We start from the raw sequence: 17,862 nt of genomic DNA, 5'->3' as shown, positions 1-17,862 counted from the left end.
ACCCGGCCGCACCCGGACCCACCTCCACCGCCCCGCGCCGCCTCCAGCCGCACCCGGAGCCCGCCTCCGCTTCCCCCGATCGGGGCAGATCCGGAGCAGCCTCCGCCTCCCGCCCCGGCCGCACCCGGAGCTACCTCTGTGACCTCTCCCGTGCCCCGCCCCGGATCTCAGCCCCTCTGCCCCATGGCCGCCTCGGCCAAGGCCAGTTCGGCGTAGGCGCGGGCGGCGGGTTCGAACTGCAGGACCGCGTGGGCCGCGCCGGTGTTGGCGTCCCGCCAGAAGCGGGCCAGGGAACCCGTCTCGCTCGCGCCGCTGGTTCCGGCGTTGCGGAACAGCTCGTTGACCGCGGTCACCACGATGTCGGCCGCCAGGGTCTGGTCCCGATGGGCGCGGGCGGCCGCAAGCGGGGTGGTCTCGCCGCGGTCGGCTTCCCTTGCCGCGCGTTCCAGGAGGAGTTGGGCCGCGTCGATCTGCCCGGCCGTGCGGGCCAGCACCGCGTCGGTGGCGGCCTCACTGACGCCGAGCAGCCGGTTCGTGGACGGCGCCGCCCGCTTCTGGGCGACCTTGGCCGTCCACTGGGCCAGCGCTCCCCGGGCGGCGCCCAGCACGGGGGCGGCGAAGGAGAGTCCGCTCACCGCCTTCAGCGGCACCGCGTGGCAGGCGGGCGACGAACCCGGGGCCCGCCCGGAGATCACATCGTGCCGCGCCACGGAGTGCTCGACGGGTACGAAGGTGGGTTCCAGCACCAGCGTGTCGCTGCCGGTGGCCCGCATCCCCGTCATGAACCAGCTCTCCTCGACGGTGTAGGACGCCCGCGGCACCAGCAGGAAACGCACCTCGTTGCCACCACGGGCCAGGGGCACCGGGCAGCACAGCATCGCGTGGTCCGAGAAGTGGACCCCGCTCATGTACGGCCAGCGGCCGCTGAGCAGCCAGCCGCCTGCCACGGGCTCCGCGGTGCCCGCGGGCAGCAGCGCCCCGACGAGGAAGACGTCCGGCCCCTCACCCCAGATGACACGCTGCGCCTCCTCGGGCAGGAATCCCGCCATCCGGCCGATGGTGGCCGCGATGGAGGCGCACCAGGCGGCCGAGGGGTCCCCTTCGGCGACCGCTGCCACATCGCGCACATAGTCGCCGAAGGTTCCCTCGCTGCCGCCCCAGCGGGCGGGCACGAAGTGCCGGGCGAAACCGGCGCCCCGGATCGCCTCGTACGTCTCCGGGGACAGCCGGCGGTCGAGCTCCGCCTTCGCGGCGTGCGCGGCGGCGAGTTCGGCCAGCGCGGCGACGGCGCCGTCGGCCGGCCGTGACGCCTCCTCGTTGGTTCGGCGTTCCATCAGGATTCCCTCCTCGTGACGGCGGCGGGGACGCGCCGTGGGGCCCGCTCCTGTGCGACGACGGTCGTCCGGTCCGCTCGAGACTGCCTCGCCGACCGCTGGAATCCCTCGGTCGGCCGCCGGGCGGGGGCGCTACCACCCGGTTTCGAGCCGGGCTCGAGCCGTGCGGCACAGGCTGCTCGACGCGGGCGGCGTTGCCCTACCGCCGACGGTGGAGAACCCCGTCGGGCACAGGCGAAAGGAACGCACTGCGATGGTCTGCTCGAAAGAACCCCGTCGTGCCGGAGGTGTGCGGTGACCCGGCGCGTCGTGATCACAGGTATCGGTGTACGTGCGCCCGGTGGGACCGGAACGAAGGAGTTCTGGGATCTGCTGACCGCGGGCCGTACGGCCACTCGGCGGATCGACTTCTTCGACCCCGGCCCCTTCCGCTCCCAGGTCGCCGGCCAGGTGGTGTTCGACGCCGAGGCGGAAGGTCTGAGCCCGCGGCAGATCCGCCGGATGGACCGCGCCACCCAGTTCGCCGTCGCGTGTACGCGGGAGGCCGTGGTGGACAGCGGGCTGGAGACGCGGGCGGGCGATCCGCAGCGGGTCGGTGTCGCCCTGGGCAGCGCGGTGGCGTCCGCGACCAGCCTGGAGAACGAGTATCTGGTGATGTCGGACGCCGGCCGGGAGTGGCTGGTGGACCACGCCTATCTCTCGTCCCACATGTTCGACTACCTCAGCCCCGGCGTGATGCCCGCCGAGGTGGCCTGGGAGGTGGGCGCGGAGGGGCCGGTGACGATGGTCTCGGACGGCTGCACCTCGGGTCTGGACGCGGTCGGCTACGCCGTCCAGCTGATCCGTGAGGGCTCCGCCGACGTCATGGTCGCCGGTGCCACGGACACGCCCATCTCACCGATCGTGGTGGCCTGCTTCGATGCCATCAAGGCGACCACCACCCGCAACGACGATCCGGAGCACGCCTCCCGGCCGTTCGACGGCTCCCGCAACGGGTTCGTGCTGGCCGAGGGTGCCGCGATGTTCGTGCTGGAGGAGTACGAGGCGGCCCGGGCCCGCGGCGCCCGGATCTACGCGGAGGTGACCGGGTACGCGACCCGCTGCAACGCGTACCACATGACGGGGCTGAAGAAGGACGGCCGCGAGATGGCCGAGGCCATCCGGACGGCGCTGGACGAGTCCCGCCTGGACCCCACCGCGGTGGACTACATCAACGCGCACGGCTCGGGCACGAAGCAGAACGACCGCCACGAGACCGCGGCGTTCAAGCGGAGCCTCGGCGAGCACGCCTACGACATTCCGGTCAGCTCCATCAAGTCCATGGTGGGCCACTCGCTCGGCGCCATCGGCTCCATCGAGATCGCGGCCTGTGCCCTCGCCATCGAGCACGGTGTCATCCCGCCCACGGCCAATCTGCACCAGCCCGACCCGGAGTGCGACCTGGACTATGTCCCGCTGACGGCACGCGAACAGCGTGTGGACACCGTGCTGACGGTGGGCAGCGGATTCGGCGGGTTCCAGAGCGCCATGGTCCTCCGGCGTCCGGAAGGAGCCCGCGCATGAGCACCGCAGCGGTGGTCACCGGGATCGGGGTGACCGCACCCAACGGCCTCGGTACGCAGGAGTACTGGAAGGCCGCACTCGACGGCCGCAACGGGATCAGCGAGCTCACCCGCTTCGACACGTCGCGCTATCCGGCACGGCTCGCCGGTCAGATCACCGGCTTCCGGCCCGAGGAGCATCTGCCGGGCCGGCTGCTGCCGCAGACCGACATCTCCACGCGCCTCGCCCTCGTGGCCGCCGACTGGGCGCTCGCCGATGCGGGTATCGGGGCCGGGGCCCTGGCCGACTACGACATGGGCGTGGTCATGTCCAACGCCTTGGGCGGCTTCGACTTCACCCATCACGAGTTCCGCAAACTCTGGAGCCAGGGGCCGGAGTTCGTGAGCGTCTACGAGTCGTTCGCATGGTTCTACGCGGTGAACACCGGTCAGATCTCCATCCGGCACGGGATGCGCGGGCCGAGCGCGGCCCTGGTCGGGGAGCAGGCGGGCGGTCTCGACGCGCTCGGTCATGCCCGCCGTACCCTCCGGCGCGGCACACGGCTCGTCGTCACCGGTGGTGTCGACTCCGCCTTCGACCCCTGGGGGTACGTCTCCCAGTTGGCCGGCGGACGGGTGAGCACCGTGTCGGACCCGGACGGCGCGTATCTGCCCTTCGACTCCCGCGCCTGCGGCCATGTTCCGGGAGAGGGCGGTGCCCTGCTCGTGGTGGAGGACGCGGACTCGGCGCGCGAGCGGGGCGCCACGGGCGCCGATGTGTACGGCGAGATCGCCGGGTATGCCGCGACCTTCGACCCACGGCCCGGCTCCGGCCGTCCGCCGGGACTGCGCCGGGCGGCCGAGGCGGCCCTGGCCGACGCCGGCGTCGCGCCGGCCGACGTGGACGTGGTCTTCGCGGACGCGGCGGGCAGCGCCGAGCTGGACCGGGCGGAAGCCGCGGCGATCCGCGAGCTCTTCGGTCCGGGCGGCGTGCCGGTCACCGCGCCCAAGTCGCTGACCGGCCGGCTCCACGCGGGCGGCGGCCCGCTGGATGTGGCGACCGCCCTGCTGTCCATCCGCGACGGTGTGATCCCGCCGACCGGCAACACCTCGGACGTCCCGCAGGAGTACGGACTGGACCTGGTCCTGGAGGAACCACGGGAACGGCCCGTGCGCACCGCACTGGTGCTCGCGCGCGGTCACCGCGGCTTCAACGCGGCCGTGGTCGTCCGCGCCGTTCCCCGGTCCTGAACGGTACGACGGCCCGGCCGCTGCCCCCGGAGCGCATCCCGCACGCCTGACAACCGGTCACCCGAACACCAGGAGACAACCCATGACCACCATGACCCTTGACGACCTGCGGCGCATCCTCGTCGAGTGCGCCGGCGCCGAGGACGGCCTCGGCGCCCCGGAGGGGGACGTGCTCGACGCGTCCTTCGAGGAGCTGGGCTACGACTCGCTGGCCCTGATGGAGACCGCGGCCCGGATCAACCAGGAGTTCGGCGTGAGCATCCCCGACGACGAGATCACCGAGGTGGAGACGCCCCGGGCGCTGCTCACCCTGGTGAACGAGGGAATCACGGCCGCGGCCTGATCCCGCCCCCGCAGACCCACCGGTGCCGCCGTCCCGAGACGGCGGCACCGGTCCACTTCCCGCATGGATCAGCCGAGGAGACCCACCATGGCAGAAGGCAGTCAGCACAGCACCGAGCACACCGTCGTCGTCGCGGCTCCACCGCACGTCCTCTACGAGCTGGTCGCCGATGTGACGTGCTGGCCCGCCGTCTTCGGTCCGAGCGTGCATGTGCACCACCTGGAGCGCGAGGAGCGTGCGGAGCGGTTCCGGATCTGGGCTCTCGTGGGCGGGCAGGTCACCAGCTGGGTGTCGCGCCGTACGTTCGACCCGGAAGGGCTGCGCATCACCTTCCGGCAGGAGCGCAGCCGGCCGCCGATCGCCTCCATGGGCGGCGAGTGGCTGTTCCGCTCGCTGCACGGCGACCGTACCGAGATCGTGCTCCGGCACGACTTCACCGCAGTCGACGACGCGCCGGAGACGGTGCGGTGGATCAACGAGGCTCTGGACCGCAACAGTCCCGAGGAGCTCCACGCGCTCGCTCGCACGGCGGAGTTCGGCCACCCGGTGGGCGACGTCGTCTTCTCCTTCACCGACACCGTGCGGCTCGCCACCGACGTCAAGGCCGCCTACGACTTCGTGTACCGGGCGGACCGCTGGGCCGACCGGCTTCCGCATGTGTCCCGGGTACGGCTCACCGAGGCCGAGCCGGGCGTCCAGGAGCTGGAGATGGACACGGTGACCTCGGACGGCGCCGCGCACACCACCAGCTCGGTGCGCATCTGCGAGAGCGGGCAGTGGATCGCGTACAAGCAACGGCGGACACCGAAGCTGTTGTTGGGGCACAGTGGCCTGTGGACGTTCGCGGAGGGTCCGGACGGCAGCTCGGTCACGGCACGGCACACGGTCGTGCTGAACCCCGCGGCCGTGGAGGAGGTGCTGGGTGCGGGCACCACCCTCGCCGAGGCCCGCGCCCATGTCCGTGACGCCCTCGGCCGCAACAGCCGTGCCACGCTGGCTTCCGCGGCCGGGAACGCCGATGCACCCGCCGGCCGCTGACGGCGCCGGCGCAGAACCGCAGCAGGACCGCAGTGGACCAGGAAGGGAAGCCATCGTCGTGTCGCTGACCGAGGCCGAACTGGCCTATGTGAACAGCCAGTACCTGGGCCGTCTGTCGACGGTCGACAGCAAGGGCGCACCGCAGAACAACCCCGTCTCGTTCCGGTACAACACCGAGCTGGGGACCTTCGACATCGGCGGCCGCAATCTCGCGGAGAGCCGCAAGTTCAAGAACATCCTCGGCAATCCGCAGGTGGCCTTCGTCATCGACGACCTGGTCTCCGCCCGCCCGTGGACGGTACGCGGCATCGAGATCCGCGGCCGGGCCGAGGCCATCTCCGGGCACACGCCTGCCCAGGCGCACTTCAGCCAGGAGCTCATCAGGGTGTACCCGCGCCGCATCCTGAGCTGGGGCATCGATCCGGACCACCCGGGCATGCAGAAGCGCAACGTGCCCGAGGGGCCGTCCGCCTGACGCCGTCCGGTGAACCGGCATACGGCGAAGGGTGCCGACCACATCGTGCGGTCGGCACCCTTCGCCGTATGCGTGCGCTACTCCCCCACGCCCGAGCGCTCCAGCGCCTCGGCCGCCTGCCGCAGCAGGCGCAGCCGGCCGGCCGGCGAGGTGGCCGCGGCCGACACCATGATGCCGAGGGTGGTCACTCCGGCTTCCTGATAGGCCACCATTCGCTCGGCCAGCCGTGCCACGGGGCCGAGCAGCGCCGTGCGGTCGATGAACTCCAGCGGCACGGCGGCGCCCGCGCCGGCCCGGTCTGCGGCGGACAGACGCTCACGCAGGTGCGTGATCTCCCGCTCGAAGCCCATCTGCCGGGCCATCGCGCAGTAGAAGTTCCGGTCGGGATCGCCGATGCCGAGCATGTAGACATAGTGGGAGCGCAGGGCGTCCGCGGCGGTGGCCACGTCGTCGGCCACGGCCGTCGGCAGACTCGGCAGCACGTCGAAGCCCGCCATGTCCGCGCCGGCCCGCTCACGCCCGGCGCGGATCTCGGTGACCGACTTGGCCACCGCCTCCGGGGAGGTGAACACGCCGATCCAGCCGTCCGCGATCTCGCCGGCCAGCCGCAGGTTCTTCGGCCCGACCGCGGCCAGGTAGACGGGGATGCGCGGGCGGGGCGACTCGGTGAGAATGTGGAGCGGTGCCCCGCCGCCCGGCCCGGAGGCGGGGAGCCGGAAGTGGCGGCCCTGGTACTCCACCGGGCCTCCGGCCATCGCCCTGCGGACTATCTCCACGTACTCCCGGGTGCGGGCGAGGGGCTGGTCGAACCGGGCTCCGTACCAGCCGTCGGAGACATCGGGGTTGGACACCCCGAGGCCGAGCCGGAACCGCCCGCCGCTGAGCGCGTCCAGCGTGGCCGCGGTCAGCGCGGCCAGGCCCGGCGGCCGGGCGGGGATCTGCATGACACCGGAGGCCAGCCCGATCCGCTCGGTCTGCCCCGCGATCAGTCCCAGCACGCTGGCGGCGTCCGAGCGGTAGCCCTCGGGCGCCAGTACCACGTCGTACCCGAGGCGTTCCGCGGCGCGGGCCAGCTCGCCCGCGCCCTGGTACACCAGATTCGCTCCCAGCTTCATGACAGTGTCTCCTTGGACCTGGGGAGGGCAAGAACCCTGTGCAAGAGGACGAACCGGCCGCGGGACGTGTCCCGCGGCCGGTGGCACGGCCGGCAGGCCGTCAGATGAGGTGGGCTCCGCCGTCCACCAGCTGCACCGTTCCGGTGGTGTAGGTGGCACCGGCCATGGCCAGCACCGCCTCGGCGACGTCCTCGGGGAGTCCCACGCGGCGCAGTGGGGTGGTCTCCCGCACGTGCTGGGCGATGTCGGTGAAGTCCCTGGTCCAGGGCGTCTCGATGAGCCCGGGAGCCACCGCGTTCACCCGGATGCGGGGGCCGAGCACGCCGGCCAACAGGCGCGTCAGATGCTCGATCGCCGCCTTGCTCACGGCGTAGGGGATGGAACTTCCGGCGGGCCTGCTGCCCGCGATCGAGGAGATGTTGACCACGGTGCCCGCCGACTCCGTCAGGTGGGGTACGGCGGCCACCGTGGTCTGCCAGGTGCCGATCAGATTGACGTCGAGGATCTCCCGCCAGATCTCCGGGGTGGCGGCGGCCAGGTCGGCGTGCGGGATACGGCGGGTGGTGCCCGCGTTGTTGACCAGGACGTCCAGTCGGCCGAAGTGCTCGACCGCCGTGGCGACCAGCCGCCGGGCGTCGGACTCCGCGGAGATGTCGGCCTGTACGTACAGCGCGTCGGGCAGGGATTCCGCGAGCTTCCGCCCGGCCTCGGCCGACCGGGCGGAGTTGACGACCACGCGCATCCCGGCGGTGGACAGCCTGCGGACGACGGCCTCCCCGATGCCGGAGGAGGACCCGGTCACGAGGGCGACGGGCTTGTCGGTCATGTGCACCTCCTTGTGGGGGCAGGCGCCTGCCTTGTCGGCGGGGCGTGCCCGGTCCACGGTGTGGTCAGGCGTCCTGCGTCTTGGCCAGGGCCTCGGCGAACATCGTCATGCGGTCCACATAGCCGTCGGGGGCGCCGAACCAGACGACCAGGTCGTCGGTGCCGGCGGCCTTCCATGCCTCGATCTCCTCGACGGCCCGCTCGAAGGAGGCTTCGGCGGCGGTGAACTGGATCCGGGCGCCCGCCAGGACCTTGCGGTCCGTGAGGTCGCGCATCCGGGCGAGGTTGGCGGCGAAGACGTCCGGCTCGGTCATCGCGCACAGCCAGGCGTCGCCGGTGCGCGCGGCGCGCTTCCAGGCGGCCTCGGTGCGGCCGCCGATCCAGATGGGCACCTCCGGCTGCACCGGCTTGGGGGCGAAGACGGCTTCCTCGCCCAGCGGGTAGTGCGTCCCGTCGAAGGGGCCCCGGCCCTCCTTGAACAGGTGGCGTATCAGCCGGATGATCTCGTCGGTGCGCGCACCGCGGGTGTGGAAGTCGGCGCCCATGTTCTGGAACTCCTTGAGCACGATGCCGACGCCGATGCCCAGGTCCAGCCGTCCGTGGGAGAGCCGGTCGATGGTCGCGGCCTGCTTGGCCACCGCGAAGGGATTGCGCATCGCCGCGACCAGGACGCCGCTGCCGAGCCGTACGGTGGTGGTGCGGGCGGCGATGTTCGCGAGCATGACCAGCGGTTCCCAGACACCGCCGTAGAAGTCCCGGTACTCGTAGTAGGGCAGGGGATGGTCCGGGAGCCAGACGCCGTGGTAGCCCAGGCGTTCGGCGTGCACCGCGACGTCCGCCGCCTCGACGGCGTCCTGTCCCGGGGTCTCGCTGGGGATGTAGGTGTGCAACCGCATGATCGTCGATCTCTCCTGTCAGTCGCTTGTGCGCGGGCCGGGCACCGACGCGATGGTCAGCCGGCGTGCGGCGAGTCGGACTCCCTGGCCCCAGACCTTGCCGGTGAAGGTGGAGAGGCCGAAGTTGAGCTGGCGAGGGGTGGCGGTGCGCTCCTCGCCCTCGCTCTGCCAGATCAGCCGGGAGGCGTCGAGCACCTTGTGACCGATCTTGTCGACGGTGAGCACCTCCTCGCCGTCGAGGATCCAGCGCACCACTCCCGCGTCGGCGTCCAGCTCCACCGAGCAGGTGTGGAACCGGTCCGGCTCGCGGGTGCCGACGGGGACGGCGTACGAGAACGTGGCGTGCTCGGCGTCGGGCCTCGGCAGGCGTTCGTAGAGGGCGAGCACGGCGGTGTTGGTGAGCACGAAGTCGAAGACCATGCCGGTGGCGCGGTCTATGCAGATCAGGGCGCCGGCGCCGAGCCGCATGTCGGCGTCGTGGTCGGTGACCGTGTCGCCGAGGGGATGGGCGGCGGTGCCGTAGGTGCGGACCGCGAACTCCGTGGTGACGGTGAGGACTTCGCCGGGGCGGGTGGCGAATCCGAATCCGCCGTCCTCCGTGGTGCGGTCGACGAACGCGGCCCAGCGCAGGAACTCGGTGGTCGCCTCGGGGTCCTCGGGCCGGGCGAAGGCGGGCTCCCCGGTGGTCTCGTTGCGCCCGGTGGGGAGGACCACCAACCCCTCGTCGGAGCTGCTGATCAGTCCGTCTCCTTGGGGCATGTCCTCCACCGCACGCAGCTGCCAGCGCGCCTCGGGGCCGTCGTGCAGCAGGCCCTCGCGGAAGTCGTCGTGGAACAGCAGCCCGGGTGGGGCGGACGGCGTCGCCTCGTGCTGCATGGTCATGGTGCCTCCAGAACTGAGCGTCGGATCAAGGGAGTCGGAGCCGGCCGACCAGGCCGGTGACGTGGCCTGGCGCGGTCGCGACCGCTCGGCGGTGTCAGTAGTTGCCCAGACCGCCGCACACGTTCAGGGCCTGTGCGGTGACGGCCGCGGCGTCGTCGCTGACCAGGTACTCGACCATGGCCGCGACCTCGCGGGTCTCCACGTACCGGCCCAGCGGCACCCGTGTGGTGATGCGGTCGTGCGCCTCCTGCTCGGTGACTCCCCAGATCCCCGCGTAGTGCTCGCGCACCCGTTCGGCCATGGGGGTCTCGACGAAGCCCGGGCAGACCGCGTTGACCGTGATCCCCGTCCGGGCGAGCTCCAGACCGAGCGCCTTGGTGAAACCGACCACTCCGTGTTTGGACGCCGAGTAGGGCGCGGCGTGCACCACGCCCTGCTTGCCTCCGGTGGAGGCGATGTTGATGATCCGCCCCCGGTCCTTGGCCAGCATTCCGCCGGCGTTGAGGACTTCCTTCGTCATCAGGAACACGCTGTTCAGATTGGTGTTGATCACGTCGAACCAGAGGTCGTCGGCGATCTGAGCGGTCGCCCCGCCGCCGCTCCGGCCGGCGTTGTTGACCAGGATGTCCACCGGCCCGAAGCGGTCCACGGCGGCCCGCACACAGGCGCGGATCTGCTCCGGTTCCGACACGTCGCAGACGCTGCCGTCGACGTCCAGCCCCTCGTCCTGCAGGGACTTCACGGTGGCCGCCAGCTCCTCGCCGCGGCGGGCGCACAGATAGACCCGGGCACCGAGCCCGGCCAGCCGCCTGGCCACCTCGAGACCGATCCCGCTCGTGGCACCGGTGACCAGCGACACCGGCTTGACTGCCTCCGTCATGCTTCCTCCCTCACCGAACCTGGCCTGTCGCGCGACGGCAGCGCCGAGACTTCCGGCTCTCTCTAGAGGCTCGGTGGAACGACGCTGGACAGCCCCCGCGGCCGGACGATCCGCAGGTCGAGTCTTTCTCGAGCGGGCTCGGCCACTGTCCCGTGCGACGGGGCACCACCGGGCCCCGTCCGTCCATCGCCCGTGCCGGAGGAAGCCATGACCACGACCGTGACCGCCCGCACCCTGACCGACCTGTACGCGCAGGTGCAGCACTTCTACGCCCACCAGATGCAGGCGCTGGACGGCCTGCGTTTCGAGGACTACGCGGCGACCTTCACCGAGGACGGCACCTTCCAGCACTCCCCCGGCGCGGAACCCGCGAGGACCCGGCCGGGGATCGTCCGCGAGCTGGTGGAGTTCCACAAGCGCTTCGAGAACGATCCGGTACGGCGCCGGCACTGGTTCAACCACATCGCGCTGGAACCGCAGTCCGACGGGTCCATACGCTCCACCGTCTACGCGCTGGTCGTCACCGTCCGCCCCGGCGGCAAGCCGGAGATCGCGCCGAGCTGCGTCGTGCACGACGTGCTGGAGGTCGCCGGTGACCAGGTGCTCACCCGGTCCCGGCTGGTGACGCACGACCAGATGTTCTGATGCGAGCGGACGTTCTGGTACGGCCGGCGGCTCCGGCGCCGGCCACCCGGGTACGGGCGCTGACGGCAGCCCTCGGCAGGCTGGAGACCGCGCTGCGCTGTGCGGTGGCGACCGCAGCGGAAGGGGGGACCGGCGTCCGGCCGCTCGGCAGCCGCTCCGCACGCCGGACGCTGGGCGGCGTCTTCCTCGACGTACTGTGCTGTCACTGCCTGCTCAGCGCCCCACAGCCCGCAGCGGCCGCCTGCCTGGTGCCTCGCCTGCTGCGGCAGAGCGCGGAGGAACTGGGCCTCTACTTCGGACCTCATGTACCCACCGTCCCCGGCGGGCACACGACTGTCGGCCGAGAGCAACTGAGCGCAATGGAACATGAGTTGGCGCCAACCTCGAGGGAAGACGGGCCCGACCGCCTCGACGGGGACCACCTCGCTGCCGCACTCCGCGGGCTGCGCTCGGTCACGGGCGGTGAACCGGGCACGGACTGGCTGCGGTCGGCAGCCGGGGTGTTCCTGGACGAACTCGCCTCGATCGACGGCGAGGGGTTCGAGCGGTCCCGTCCAGCAGTGGCTGTCCGGCGCACACCGCAGAAGGCTCTTGCCGAACGCCGTGCGCTGCTCACGGCGGCGGCGGTGTGCGCGGAGGTGTGGCTGGCGGCCCGTGCGGAGGAGCCCTCGGCGTTCCTCGCCGACCCGGCCTGGCTGACCGGGGTCCTGGTGCGGACCTCGGCACGGCTCGGTGCCGCCCCGGTACGGGTGACGGCTCCGGATGTCGCCGAGTGCGCGACGGCGGAGGTCCTCGTGCGGTGCGTCCAGGGCCGCGGATTCGACCCGCTCGGAACACCGCTGTGACCGGGTCCCCGCCGGTCGTGGCCGCGGCCTCCGGCAGCGGCTGGGGAGACCTCCGGGAGTCCCTGGAGACCACCGGCTGGGCCGTGGCCTCGGCGCACCTGGCCGACTGGCATCCCGACCCGGCCGCCGGCCCGGTGGCGGAGCGGATGCCCGGGAGCGTACCGAGCGGCCGTCATGGGCTGTTGGGGCGGGCAGCACGCCGTTCCTCTGCGGCAAGGACACTGCTCAGGCACGCGGTCGCGGTGGCAACGGGGACGGATGAGGACGTGCTGGAGGTGGCCCGGACGCCGAGCGGCCGTCCGTATCTGCGGGGTGCCGAGCGGATGTCCGTCAGCCTCAGTCACACCGGCGATCTGCTCGTCGTCGGCATCAGCCGAGTGGGGCCGATCGGAGTGGACGCGGAACTCTACACCCGCACCGTCCATGCCGACGCGCTGGGCCGGGAGTTCTGCACCGCGCACGAACGCACCGCCCTGGCACGGCTGCCGGACGAGGAGCGCCGTGCCGCGCTGATCCGGCTGTGGACGCTCAAGGAGGCGTACAGCAAGGCCATGGGCCTCGGACTGCGGCTGCCGTTCCGTGACGTCGGGTTCGCGCCGGTGACGGCGCGGGACGGCGTGCCGCCGACGCTGCGGCACGCCGACGGCACGCCGGCCGCCGCCGACGGCTGGTGGTTCGGCACATATGCGCTGCCGCAGCACGCCGTCCTCGCCGTGGCCGTCTGCCGCGCGGCCGAGGAGCGCACCGGCTGATCGGCCGCGCTTCAGGCTATCTGCGACCGAGCCGTAGGAGCGCCTCGTTCACCGGGAGGAAGCCAGGACGAAGCTCTCCACGAGGGGTGCCGGTTCGGGGGTCAGCGCGGGATCGCCCGTCAGCATCGCCTGGTGCAGCCGCTGCAGCTGCCGGGACGGTTCGATGCCCAGTTCCTCGGCGAGCGTCCGGCGCAGGTGCTGGTAGGCCCCCAGGGCCCGCCAGGCGCTGCCCGACCGGTACAGGGCGAGCATGAACTGCCCGCACAGGGTCTCGTGCAGCGGATGCTGAGCGACGAGCACCCGCAGCTCGCGCAGGAGCACGGCATGGCGGCCGAGCCTGAGGTCCGCCTCTATGCGCTGGCTCAGCACCTGCATGCGCGCCTCCTCCAGACCCTGCACCTCCAGGCCGAGGACATGCCCGGCCTGGACGTCGACCAGCGCCGGACCTCGCCACAGCCCGAGGGCCCTGGCCAGCAGCGTGGAGGCCTGCCGGGCGTCGCCGCTCTCCAGTGCGTGCGTACCGCGGGCCGCGAGCTGTTCGAACTCGACGACGTCGGAGCCGGCGCCGTCGGGTGCCAGCAGGTAACCGCCGTAGGTGGTGGCGAGTATGTCCTTGCTGGAGCGGTCACCACCGGTGCTCTCCTGTGCGGCGGACAGCTTGCGCCGCAACTGCAGGATGTACGTCTGCAGTGTGGTGACGGCGCTCTGCGGAATGCGCTCGCCCCAGATCTCCTCCATGAGCGTGGGCACCGGCACCACACGGCTGGCGCGCAGAGCGAGCAGTGCGAGCACCTGGCGCGGCTTGCATGCACTGGGCGCCACCGATACGCCGTTCTCCAGGACCTCCAGCGGACCGAGAACCTTGATCTCCACCCTGAATCCCCCTGCCTGGTGTGCCCCTGCACGAGGCTCGCCCAGGGGCCCGAATTCACCGAGCAATAGACTTTCACTCGCAGGGCGATCGGGCCCAGTGCATGCGTCATCAGAACCGACGTGAAGAATCCACGTGATGCACATCACCCACGGGTTACAGAATCCAGCCCGATTCCCGTGCTATGCGAATGGCGTCCACGCGATTGCGCGCACTCATCTTGGTTACCGCCGACGTCAGATAATTGCGGACCGTGCCGGCCGAGAGATGCAGCCGGGAAGCGATTTCTGTCACGTCCGCGCCCTCCGCGGCGACGCTCAGCACTTCACGTTCGCGTTCGGTGAGCGGCCGCCCCTTGGCGTCCCAGGCCGACAGTGCCAGTTGCGGGTCGATCACGCGCTGGCCGTCCGCGATGCGCCGGATCGCCTCGGCGAGTTCCTCGGGCGGTGCCTCCTTGAGGAGGTAACCAGGCACCTGCAGCGCCAGCGCCCTGCGCAGGAGGCCTGCGTGACCGATGCCGGTGAGGATCAGCGGCCGGCAACTCGGCAGCCGCCTGCGCAGATCCTCGACCGCGGACAACCCGTCCTGACCCGGCAGGTTGACGTCGATGACCGCCACGTCCACGCGATGTTCCACCGCCGCGGGCACGATCTGGTCGCCCCGCTCGACCGTGACGACCACATCGAGGTCGCTCTCGAGACCGAGTAACGCCTCAAGCGCGTCGCGGAGCATGCGCATATCCTCGGCGAGCAAAATCCTGATCAATGTTCCCCCCGTTGCACTGCGCCTCAAGTCACCACAGGATCAAGCCAGTTGACCGACTTGGGTACAGTTAAACGTTAACAAACCAGCGCCCGGCCAGACGCGTGTTCCCGGTACCGGACAAGGCGTCAGATCGCGTCGTCACACGGGTTCCGGTCCCCCTCCACCCGACCTCGATCGGCGGTCTGCACGGTGAATCCAGCGCCGCGGCCGGTCCGCGGCCGGACGACAGCGTCGGGAGGCCTGGTGAGCAGCACGAACACCGCGCACGGACCCATCGCACCACCCCGGACCGAGGAGGTCGCCGACGGGGTCTTCGCCCATGTCCAGCCGGACGGCGGCTGGTGTCTGAACAACGCCGGGATCATCGTCGCGGACGGCAGCACCGCGCTGGTGGACACGGCTGCCACCCAGGCCCGCGCGCAGCTGCTGAGGGATGCCGTGACGGCCCTGACGCCGCATGCCCCGCGCGTCGTGGTCAACACCCATTTCCACGGCGATCACGCCTTCGGGAACTGCGTCTTCACCCCGGAGGCGGTCGTCGTGGGGCATGAGCTGTGCCGGACCGAGATGGCGGCGGCCGGGCTGCACCTGACCACGCTGTGGCCGGACGTCCACTGGGGCGAGTTGACCCTCGAACCGCCCTCCGTCACCTACCGGGAGGCGCTCACGGTGCACATCGGTGACATCGAGGCGCGGTTGGTGCATGTGGGCCCCGCCCACACCACGAACGACACCGTGGTCTGGCTGCCTCGGCAGCGGGTGCTCTTCACCGGGGACCTCGTGATGTCCGGTGTCACCCCGTTCTTCCCGATGGGCTCGTTGTCCGGCTCGCTCGCCGCGATCGCCCGGCTGCGGGAGTTCGGCGTTCGCGGGTCCTGGTGACCGGGCACGGCCCGGTGGCCGGGCCGGAGGAGCTCGACATCGCCGAGGGCTATCTGCTCTGGGTGCGGCGGCTGGCACGGGAGGGAATCGCAGCCGGACTCACACCGCTGGAGGTGGCCAGGGAGACCGATCTGGGCGAGTACGCCGCACTGCTCGACTCCGAGCGGCTGGTGCCCAACCTGCATCGCGCGTACGCGGAGGAGCGCGGTCTGCCCCCCGGGGCCCCGATGGACATCGGGGCGCTCTTCGCGGAAATGATCGAGCACCACGGCGGACTGCCGATCTGCCGGGCCTGAGGGGACGGCCGGCGAGGCTCGCCCGCGGCGCGGCGACCCCCGGGGACGGCCGGCCCGTCGGCCGTCCCCGAGCGCCGCTCAGCGGACGGCGGCGGTGAGCCGCCCGGCCGGTGACCAGACGCTGTAGTGCCGCTGGTGATACAGCAGAGGCCGACGCGGGAAGGCCTCCGCGCCGTCCACCCGTGCGATGTAGATCCAGTGGTCACCCGCCTCGACCCGCTGCACCACGGCGCACTCGGCGTACGCCAGCGCGATGTCCGCCAGCACCGGGGCGCCCTGTGCCGCGGACGACGGCTTCCAGCTGCGTCCGGCGAACTTGCGCTCGGACTTGCCCGCGAACACCTCCGAGGCTTCCTGCGCGCCTTCGGCGAGCACATGCACCACAAACGCTCCTGAATGGGCCAGTGCCGGCAGCGTCTGAGAGCGCTTGTCCACACAGACCGACAGCAGCGGCGGTTCCGCCGACACCGCTGTCAGCGCGTTGCAGGTGAAACCGCGCGGCTCATTTCTCTCGTCCAAAGCCGTGACGATCGCAACCGAAGTCGGAAACGATCCGAAGAATTCCCGGAAACTGTTCGGGTCTACCGCCATTCCCTCTCACCGCCACTGTCGGTCGGGCCCTCAGCTGAATCACCGAAATGTGCTTCGCGGAGCGCGCGAAACGGATCAGTCTTCGTTCGGCTTCAGAGTCGTCCGGTGGGCTGGAGGTCCGGTGGAACCGGGGTTGAGGGTTTTCGCGGGCACGCCGGTGGCCGGAATGCCGCACTACGGTGGCCGGGGCCCGGTGCGCGGGCTCCCGTCCCTGCCGGTGCGTGCCGGCCGGCCGTGGCGGCGCGTCGCCCGTGGCACGACCACCCGCAGGCAGAACCAGGAACCGTTGTGGACACCGGCGGTGAGCGTGCCGCCCACCGCGCTGACCCGCTGGACCAGGCTGCCCAGCCCGCCCCGGCCGTCGTGGCCGGTCCCGTGCCTGCCGGGCTCCACACCGTCGTTCGCCACGCACATCTCGACCGCCCCGTCGCGCTCGGCTCCATGGATGACGCACTGGCGGGCGTCGCTGTGCCGGAGCATGTTGGCCACGCCCTCGCGCAGGACCGTGGCCAGGGTCGTGTCCACCACGTCCGGCAGCTCACCCAGCTCGATGTCGACGGTGACCTTCACATCGGCCGCGGCGAGCAGGGATGCCACCGAGTCGGCCTCGTGCCGCAGCCGCATCTCCGGGTATCCCCGCGCCACCGCCCGCACGTCGGCGATCGACTGCCGCGAGATCGTGACGATCGAGGAGACCTCCTCCGACGCGCGCTCGGGGTCCCCCTGCATGATCCGGCGGATCAGTTCTCCCTTCACGGTGATGGCGCACAGGCTGTACCCGAGCAGATCGTGCAGATCATGGGCGAAGCGCATGCGTTCGTTCGCCACCTCGAACGTCGCCAGCTGCTCGCGTGCGGCGTGGATCCTGGCGACCAGCTGGGCGAGCGACGACAGTCCGTACACCACCAGTCCGGTGAGCATGGTCGAACCGCCCAGGTACACGGCGGAGTCCAGCCCCAGACCGGCCGTCAGCGGCCAGACCAGCATGCTCGCCCCGATCACGGCGAAGAGGGCCCACGAGAGCGCCGGGGGCAGGAGCAGCAGCACGGAGCCGCTGAGAAAGCCGGCCATGGCACCCCACTCGGCGTGCCAGGCGAGGAGCGGCGTATAGGTCAGGACCGCCTGTGCACCCAGCGACAGGCCCCTGCGCCAGGCGGGAGCCCGGTGCGTTCCCGGAGTGCTGTGGACCAGTTGCACGAGGAACACCGCGAACAGGTCGAGGAACCCGCAGAGTTCGACCGGTGCACCGCGCAGGTCACGGAGCATGTTCAGGGTGGTGATCAGCAGATGCGCGAACAGGGTCAGCCGCAGCACGGTGCGCGCCGTCCGCGGGGTGGGAAGGGCGCCCGGCGTGTCGCTCCCCTTGAACTCTGCCGCTCCCGTGTCCCCTTGGCCTCTCCCGGGCCCGGGATGTTGCTCCAGCCACAGCCGTTGCGCGTCCATGGAGTCGGACGGGTTCTGTGGGATGTCGACACGACGTGGTGGGCTGGCAGTGGAGCGGCCGTCCATACGGAATACGCCTTCCCCGTTGCTCGGCAGTCTTCCTGTGCGTTGCCTGTGCAGACGGCGGCAACCCTAGACAAGAAGGGTTACGGCCATGCGTTGGACGTGTATCGCCATTCCAACGTTGTCCTC

20 protein-coding genes are annotated in these 17,862 nt (G+C 71.3%); 10 read left to right on the top strand and 10 right to left on the bottom strand.

Annotation, left to right across the window (positions count from 1 at the left end):
• Positions 1–167 precede the first annotated feature (167 nt).
• Positions 168–1,334, bottom strand: coding sequence for an acyl-CoA dehydrogenase family protein (locus ACZ418_RS19170; protein ID WP_468363976.1), 1,167 nt, complete (start codon positions 1,332–1,334; stop codon positions 168–170).
• Between the two features lie 294 nt (positions 1,335–1,628).
• On the opposite strand from ACZ418_RS19170, the gene ACZ418_RS19165 reads away from it, so the two are divergent.
• From ACZ418_RS19165 to ACZ418_RS19145, 5 genes are all read left to right on the top strand, one after another.
• Complete coding sequence (locus ACZ418_RS19165; protein WP_468363974.1) at positions 1,629–2,897, top strand: beta-ketoacyl-[acyl-carrier-protein] synthase family protein; 1,269 nt, start codon at positions 1,629–1,631, stop codon at positions 2,895–2,897.
• Positions 2,894–4,126: a ketosynthase chain-length factor gene (locus tag ACZ418_RS19160; protein WP_468363971.1), complete on the top strand. Its 1,233-nt coding sequence runs from the start codon at positions 2,894–2,896 to the stop codon at positions 4,124–4,126. The genes ACZ418_RS19165 and ACZ418_RS19160 overlap by 4 nt, the downstream gene beginning before the upstream one ends.
• An 82-nt stretch (positions 4,127–4,208) precedes the next feature.
• Positions 4,209–4,469 (top strand): acyl carrier protein, encoded by a 261-nt coding sequence (locus tag ACZ418_RS19155; RefSeq protein WP_468363969.1) that lies wholly within the window; start codon positions 4,209–4,211, stop codon positions 4,467–4,469.
• A gap of 87 nt (positions 4,470–4,556) precedes the next feature.
• On the top strand, positions 4,557–5,507 hold the full coding sequence (locus tag ACZ418_RS19150) for an aromatase/cyclase (protein WP_468363966.1): 951 nt from the start codon (positions 4,557–4,559) through the stop codon (positions 5,505–5,507).
• A 58-nt stretch (positions 5,508–5,565) separates the two neighbouring features.
• Positions 5,566–5,982 (top strand): PPOX class F420-dependent oxidoreductase, encoded by a 417-nt coding sequence (locus ACZ418_RS19145; protein WP_468363964.1) that lies wholly within the window; start codon positions 5,566–5,568, stop codon positions 5,980–5,982.
• Positions 5,983–6,059: 77 nt separating this feature from the next.
• Here the strand turns inward: ACZ418_RS19145 and ACZ418_RS19140 are convergent, their stop codons facing one another.
• The 5 genes from ACZ418_RS19140 to ACZ418_RS19120 form a co-directional block, all read right to left on the bottom strand.
• Positions 6,060–7,097: an LLM class flavin-dependent oxidoreductase gene (locus ACZ418_RS19140; protein ID WP_468363961.1), complete on the bottom strand. Its 1,038-nt coding sequence runs from the start codon at positions 7,095–7,097 to the stop codon at positions 6,060–6,062.
• A 100-nt stretch (positions 7,098–7,197) separates the two neighbouring features.
• The gene (locus ACZ418_RS19135) at positions 7,198–7,923 is read right to left on the bottom strand and encodes an SDR family NAD(P)-dependent oxidoreductase (protein WP_468363959.1); all 726 of its coding nucleotides are present in this window, start codon (positions 7,921–7,923) and stop codon (positions 7,198–7,200) included.
• 64 nt (positions 7,924–7,987) lie between these two features.
• Entirely contained in the window at positions 7,988–8,818 is an 831-nt protein-coding gene (locus ACZ418_RS19130) for a TIGR03619 family F420-dependent LLM class oxidoreductase (RefSeq protein WP_468363956.1), read from the bottom strand.
• Positions 8,819–8,836: 18 nt separating this feature from the next.
• The gene (locus ACZ418_RS19125) at positions 8,837–9,700 is read right to left on the bottom strand and encodes a DUF6081 family protein (protein WP_468363954.1); all 864 of its coding nucleotides are present in this window, start codon (positions 9,698–9,700) and stop codon (positions 8,837–8,839) included.
• Positions 9,701–9,794: 94 nt separating this feature from the next.
• A complete protein-coding gene (locus ACZ418_RS19120) occupies positions 9,795–10,580 on the bottom strand; it encodes a 3-oxoacyl-ACP reductase (RefSeq protein ID WP_468363952.1) in 786 nt (261 codons plus the stop codon).
• 207 nt (positions 10,581–10,787) lie between these two features.
• Here ACZ418_RS19120 and ACZ418_RS19115 point away from each other — a divergent pair, with 207 nt between their 5' ends.
• From ACZ418_RS19115 to ACZ418_RS19105, 3 genes are read left to right on the top strand one after another with little or no spacing between them, the layout of a single operon-like run.
• Positions 10,788–11,225 (top strand): nuclear transport factor 2 family protein, encoded by a 438-nt coding sequence (locus ACZ418_RS19115; protein ID WP_388630082.1) that lies wholly within the window; start codon positions 10,788–10,790, stop codon positions 11,223–11,225.
• The gene (locus ACZ418_RS19110) at positions 11,225–12,070 is read left to right on the top strand and encodes a hypothetical protein (protein ID WP_468363948.1); all 846 of its coding nucleotides are present in this window, start codon (positions 11,225–11,227) and stop codon (positions 12,068–12,070) included. The genes ACZ418_RS19115 and ACZ418_RS19110 overlap by 1 nt, the downstream gene beginning before the upstream one ends.
• On the top strand, positions 12,067–12,822 hold the full coding sequence (locus tag ACZ418_RS19105; RefSeq protein ID WP_468363945.1) for a 4'-phosphopantetheinyl transferase family protein: 756 nt from the start codon (positions 12,067–12,069) through the stop codon (positions 12,820–12,822). The genes ACZ418_RS19110 and ACZ418_RS19105 overlap by 4 nt, the downstream gene beginning before the upstream one ends.
• Before the next feature lie 48 nt (positions 12,823–12,870).
• Here the strand turns inward: ACZ418_RS19105 and ACZ418_RS19100 are convergent, their stop codons facing one another.
• Together ACZ418_RS19100 and ACZ418_RS19095 are read right to left on the bottom strand one after the other, a co-directional pair.
• Positions 12,871–13,695 carry an AfsR/SARP family transcriptional regulator gene (locus ACZ418_RS19100; RefSeq protein ID WP_468363942.1) on the bottom strand — a complete coding sequence of 275 codons (825 nt, stop codon included), beginning with the start codon at positions 13,693–13,695 and terminating at the stop codon, positions 12,871–12,873.
• Positions 13,696–13,849: 154 nt separating this feature from the next.
• Positions 13,850–14,458 (bottom strand): response regulator transcription factor, encoded by a 609-nt coding sequence (locus tag ACZ418_RS19095; protein WP_468363939.1) that lies wholly within the window; start codon positions 14,456–14,458, stop codon positions 13,850–13,852.
• Positions 14,459–14,701: 243 nt separating this feature from the next.
• Between ACZ418_RS19095 and ACZ418_RS19090 the strand changes: the two genes are divergently transcribed.
• Both ACZ418_RS19090 and ACZ418_RS19085 read left to right on the top strand, forming a co-directional pair.
• Positions 14,702–15,340: an MBL fold metallo-hydrolase gene (locus ACZ418_RS19090; RefSeq protein ID WP_468363937.1), complete on the top strand. Its 639-nt coding sequence runs from the start codon at positions 14,702–14,704 to the stop codon at positions 15,338–15,340.
• The gene (locus ACZ418_RS19085) at positions 15,337–15,636 is read left to right on the top strand and encodes a hypothetical protein (RefSeq protein ID WP_468363934.1); all 300 of its coding nucleotides are present in this window, start codon (positions 15,337–15,339) and stop codon (positions 15,634–15,636) included. Before ACZ418_RS19090 ends, ACZ418_RS19085 begins: the two co-directional genes overlap by 4 nt.
• 78 nt (positions 15,637–15,714) lie before the next feature.
• Here ACZ418_RS19085 and ACZ418_RS19080 read toward each other — a convergent pair whose 3' ends face one another.
• Together ACZ418_RS19080 and ACZ418_RS19075 are read right to left on the bottom strand one after the other, a co-directional pair.
• Positions 15,715–16,227, bottom strand: a complete 513-nt coding sequence (locus ACZ418_RS19080; RefSeq protein WP_468363931.1) for a flavin reductase family protein — start codon at positions 16,225–16,227, stop codon at positions 15,715–15,717.
• 174 nt (positions 16,228–16,401) lie between these two features.
• A complete protein-coding gene (locus ACZ418_RS19075) occupies positions 16,402–17,670 on the bottom strand; it encodes a sensor histidine kinase (RefSeq protein ID WP_468363928.1) in 1,269 nt (422 codons plus the stop codon).
• Positions 17,671–17,862 lie beyond the last annotated feature (192 nt).

The sequence above is a fragment of the Streptomyces sp. NPDC030820 genome, assembly GCF_055572075.1.
The sequence above is the reverse complement of the archived record's forward strand: the minus strand, read 5'-3'. Positions and strand labels throughout refer to the sequence as shown.

What these genes read in the sequence shown, in the direction of transcription:
- ACZ418_RS19160 (WP_468363971.1), top strand. Translation starts at nt 2,894, where the DNA reads ATGAGCACCGCAGCGGTGGTCACCGGGATCGGGGTGACCGCACCCAAC.
- ACZ418_RS19135 (WP_468363959.1), bottom strand. Translation starts at nt 7,923, where the DNA reads ATGACCGACAAGCCCGTCGCCCTCGTGACCGGGTCCTCCTCCGGCATC.
- ACZ418_RS19110 (WP_468363948.1), top strand. Translation starts at nt 11,225, where the DNA reads ATGCGAGCGGACGTTCTGGTACGGCCGGCGGCTCCGGCGCCGGCCACC.
- ACZ418_RS19115 (WP_388630082.1), top strand. Translation starts at nt 10,788, where the DNA reads ATGACCACGACCGTGACCGCCCGCACCCTGACCGACCTGTACGCGCAG.
- ACZ418_RS19080 (WP_468363931.1), bottom strand. Translation starts at nt 16,227, where the DNA reads ATGGCGGTAGACCCGAACAGTTTCCGGGAATTCTTCGGATCGTTTCCG.
- ACZ418_RS19140 (WP_468363961.1), bottom strand. Translation starts at nt 7,097, where the DNA reads ATGAAGCTGGGAGCGAATCTGGTGTACCAGGGCGCGGGCGAGCTGGCC.
- ACZ418_RS19130 (WP_468363956.1), bottom strand. Translation starts at nt 8,818, where the DNA reads ATGCGGTTGCACACCTACATCCCCAGCGAGACCCCGGGACAGGACGCC.
- ACZ418_RS19150 (WP_468363966.1), top strand. Translation starts at nt 4,557, where the DNA reads ATGGCAGAAGGCAGTCAGCACAGCACCGAGCACACCGTCGTCGTCGCG.
- ACZ418_RS19125 (WP_468363954.1), bottom strand. Translation starts at nt 9,700, where the DNA reads ATGACCATGCAGCACGAGGCGACGCCGTCCGCCCCACCCGGGCTGCTG.
- ACZ418_RS19170 (WP_468363976.1), bottom strand. Translation starts at nt 1,334, where the DNA reads ATGGAACGCCGAACCAACGAGGAGGCGTCACGGCCGGCCGACGGCGCC.
- ACZ418_RS19155 (WP_468363969.1), top strand. Translation starts at nt 4,209, where the DNA reads ATGACCACCATGACCCTTGACGACCTGCGGCGCATCCTCGTCGAGTGC.
- ACZ418_RS19120 (WP_468363952.1), bottom strand. Translation starts at nt 10,580, where the DNA reads ATGACGGAGGCAGTCAAGCCGGTGTCGCTGGTCACCGGTGCCACGAGC.
- ACZ418_RS19075 (WP_468363928.1), bottom strand. Translation starts at nt 17,670, where the DNA reads ATGGACGCGCAACGGCTGTGGCTGGAGCAACATCCCGGGCCCGGGAGA.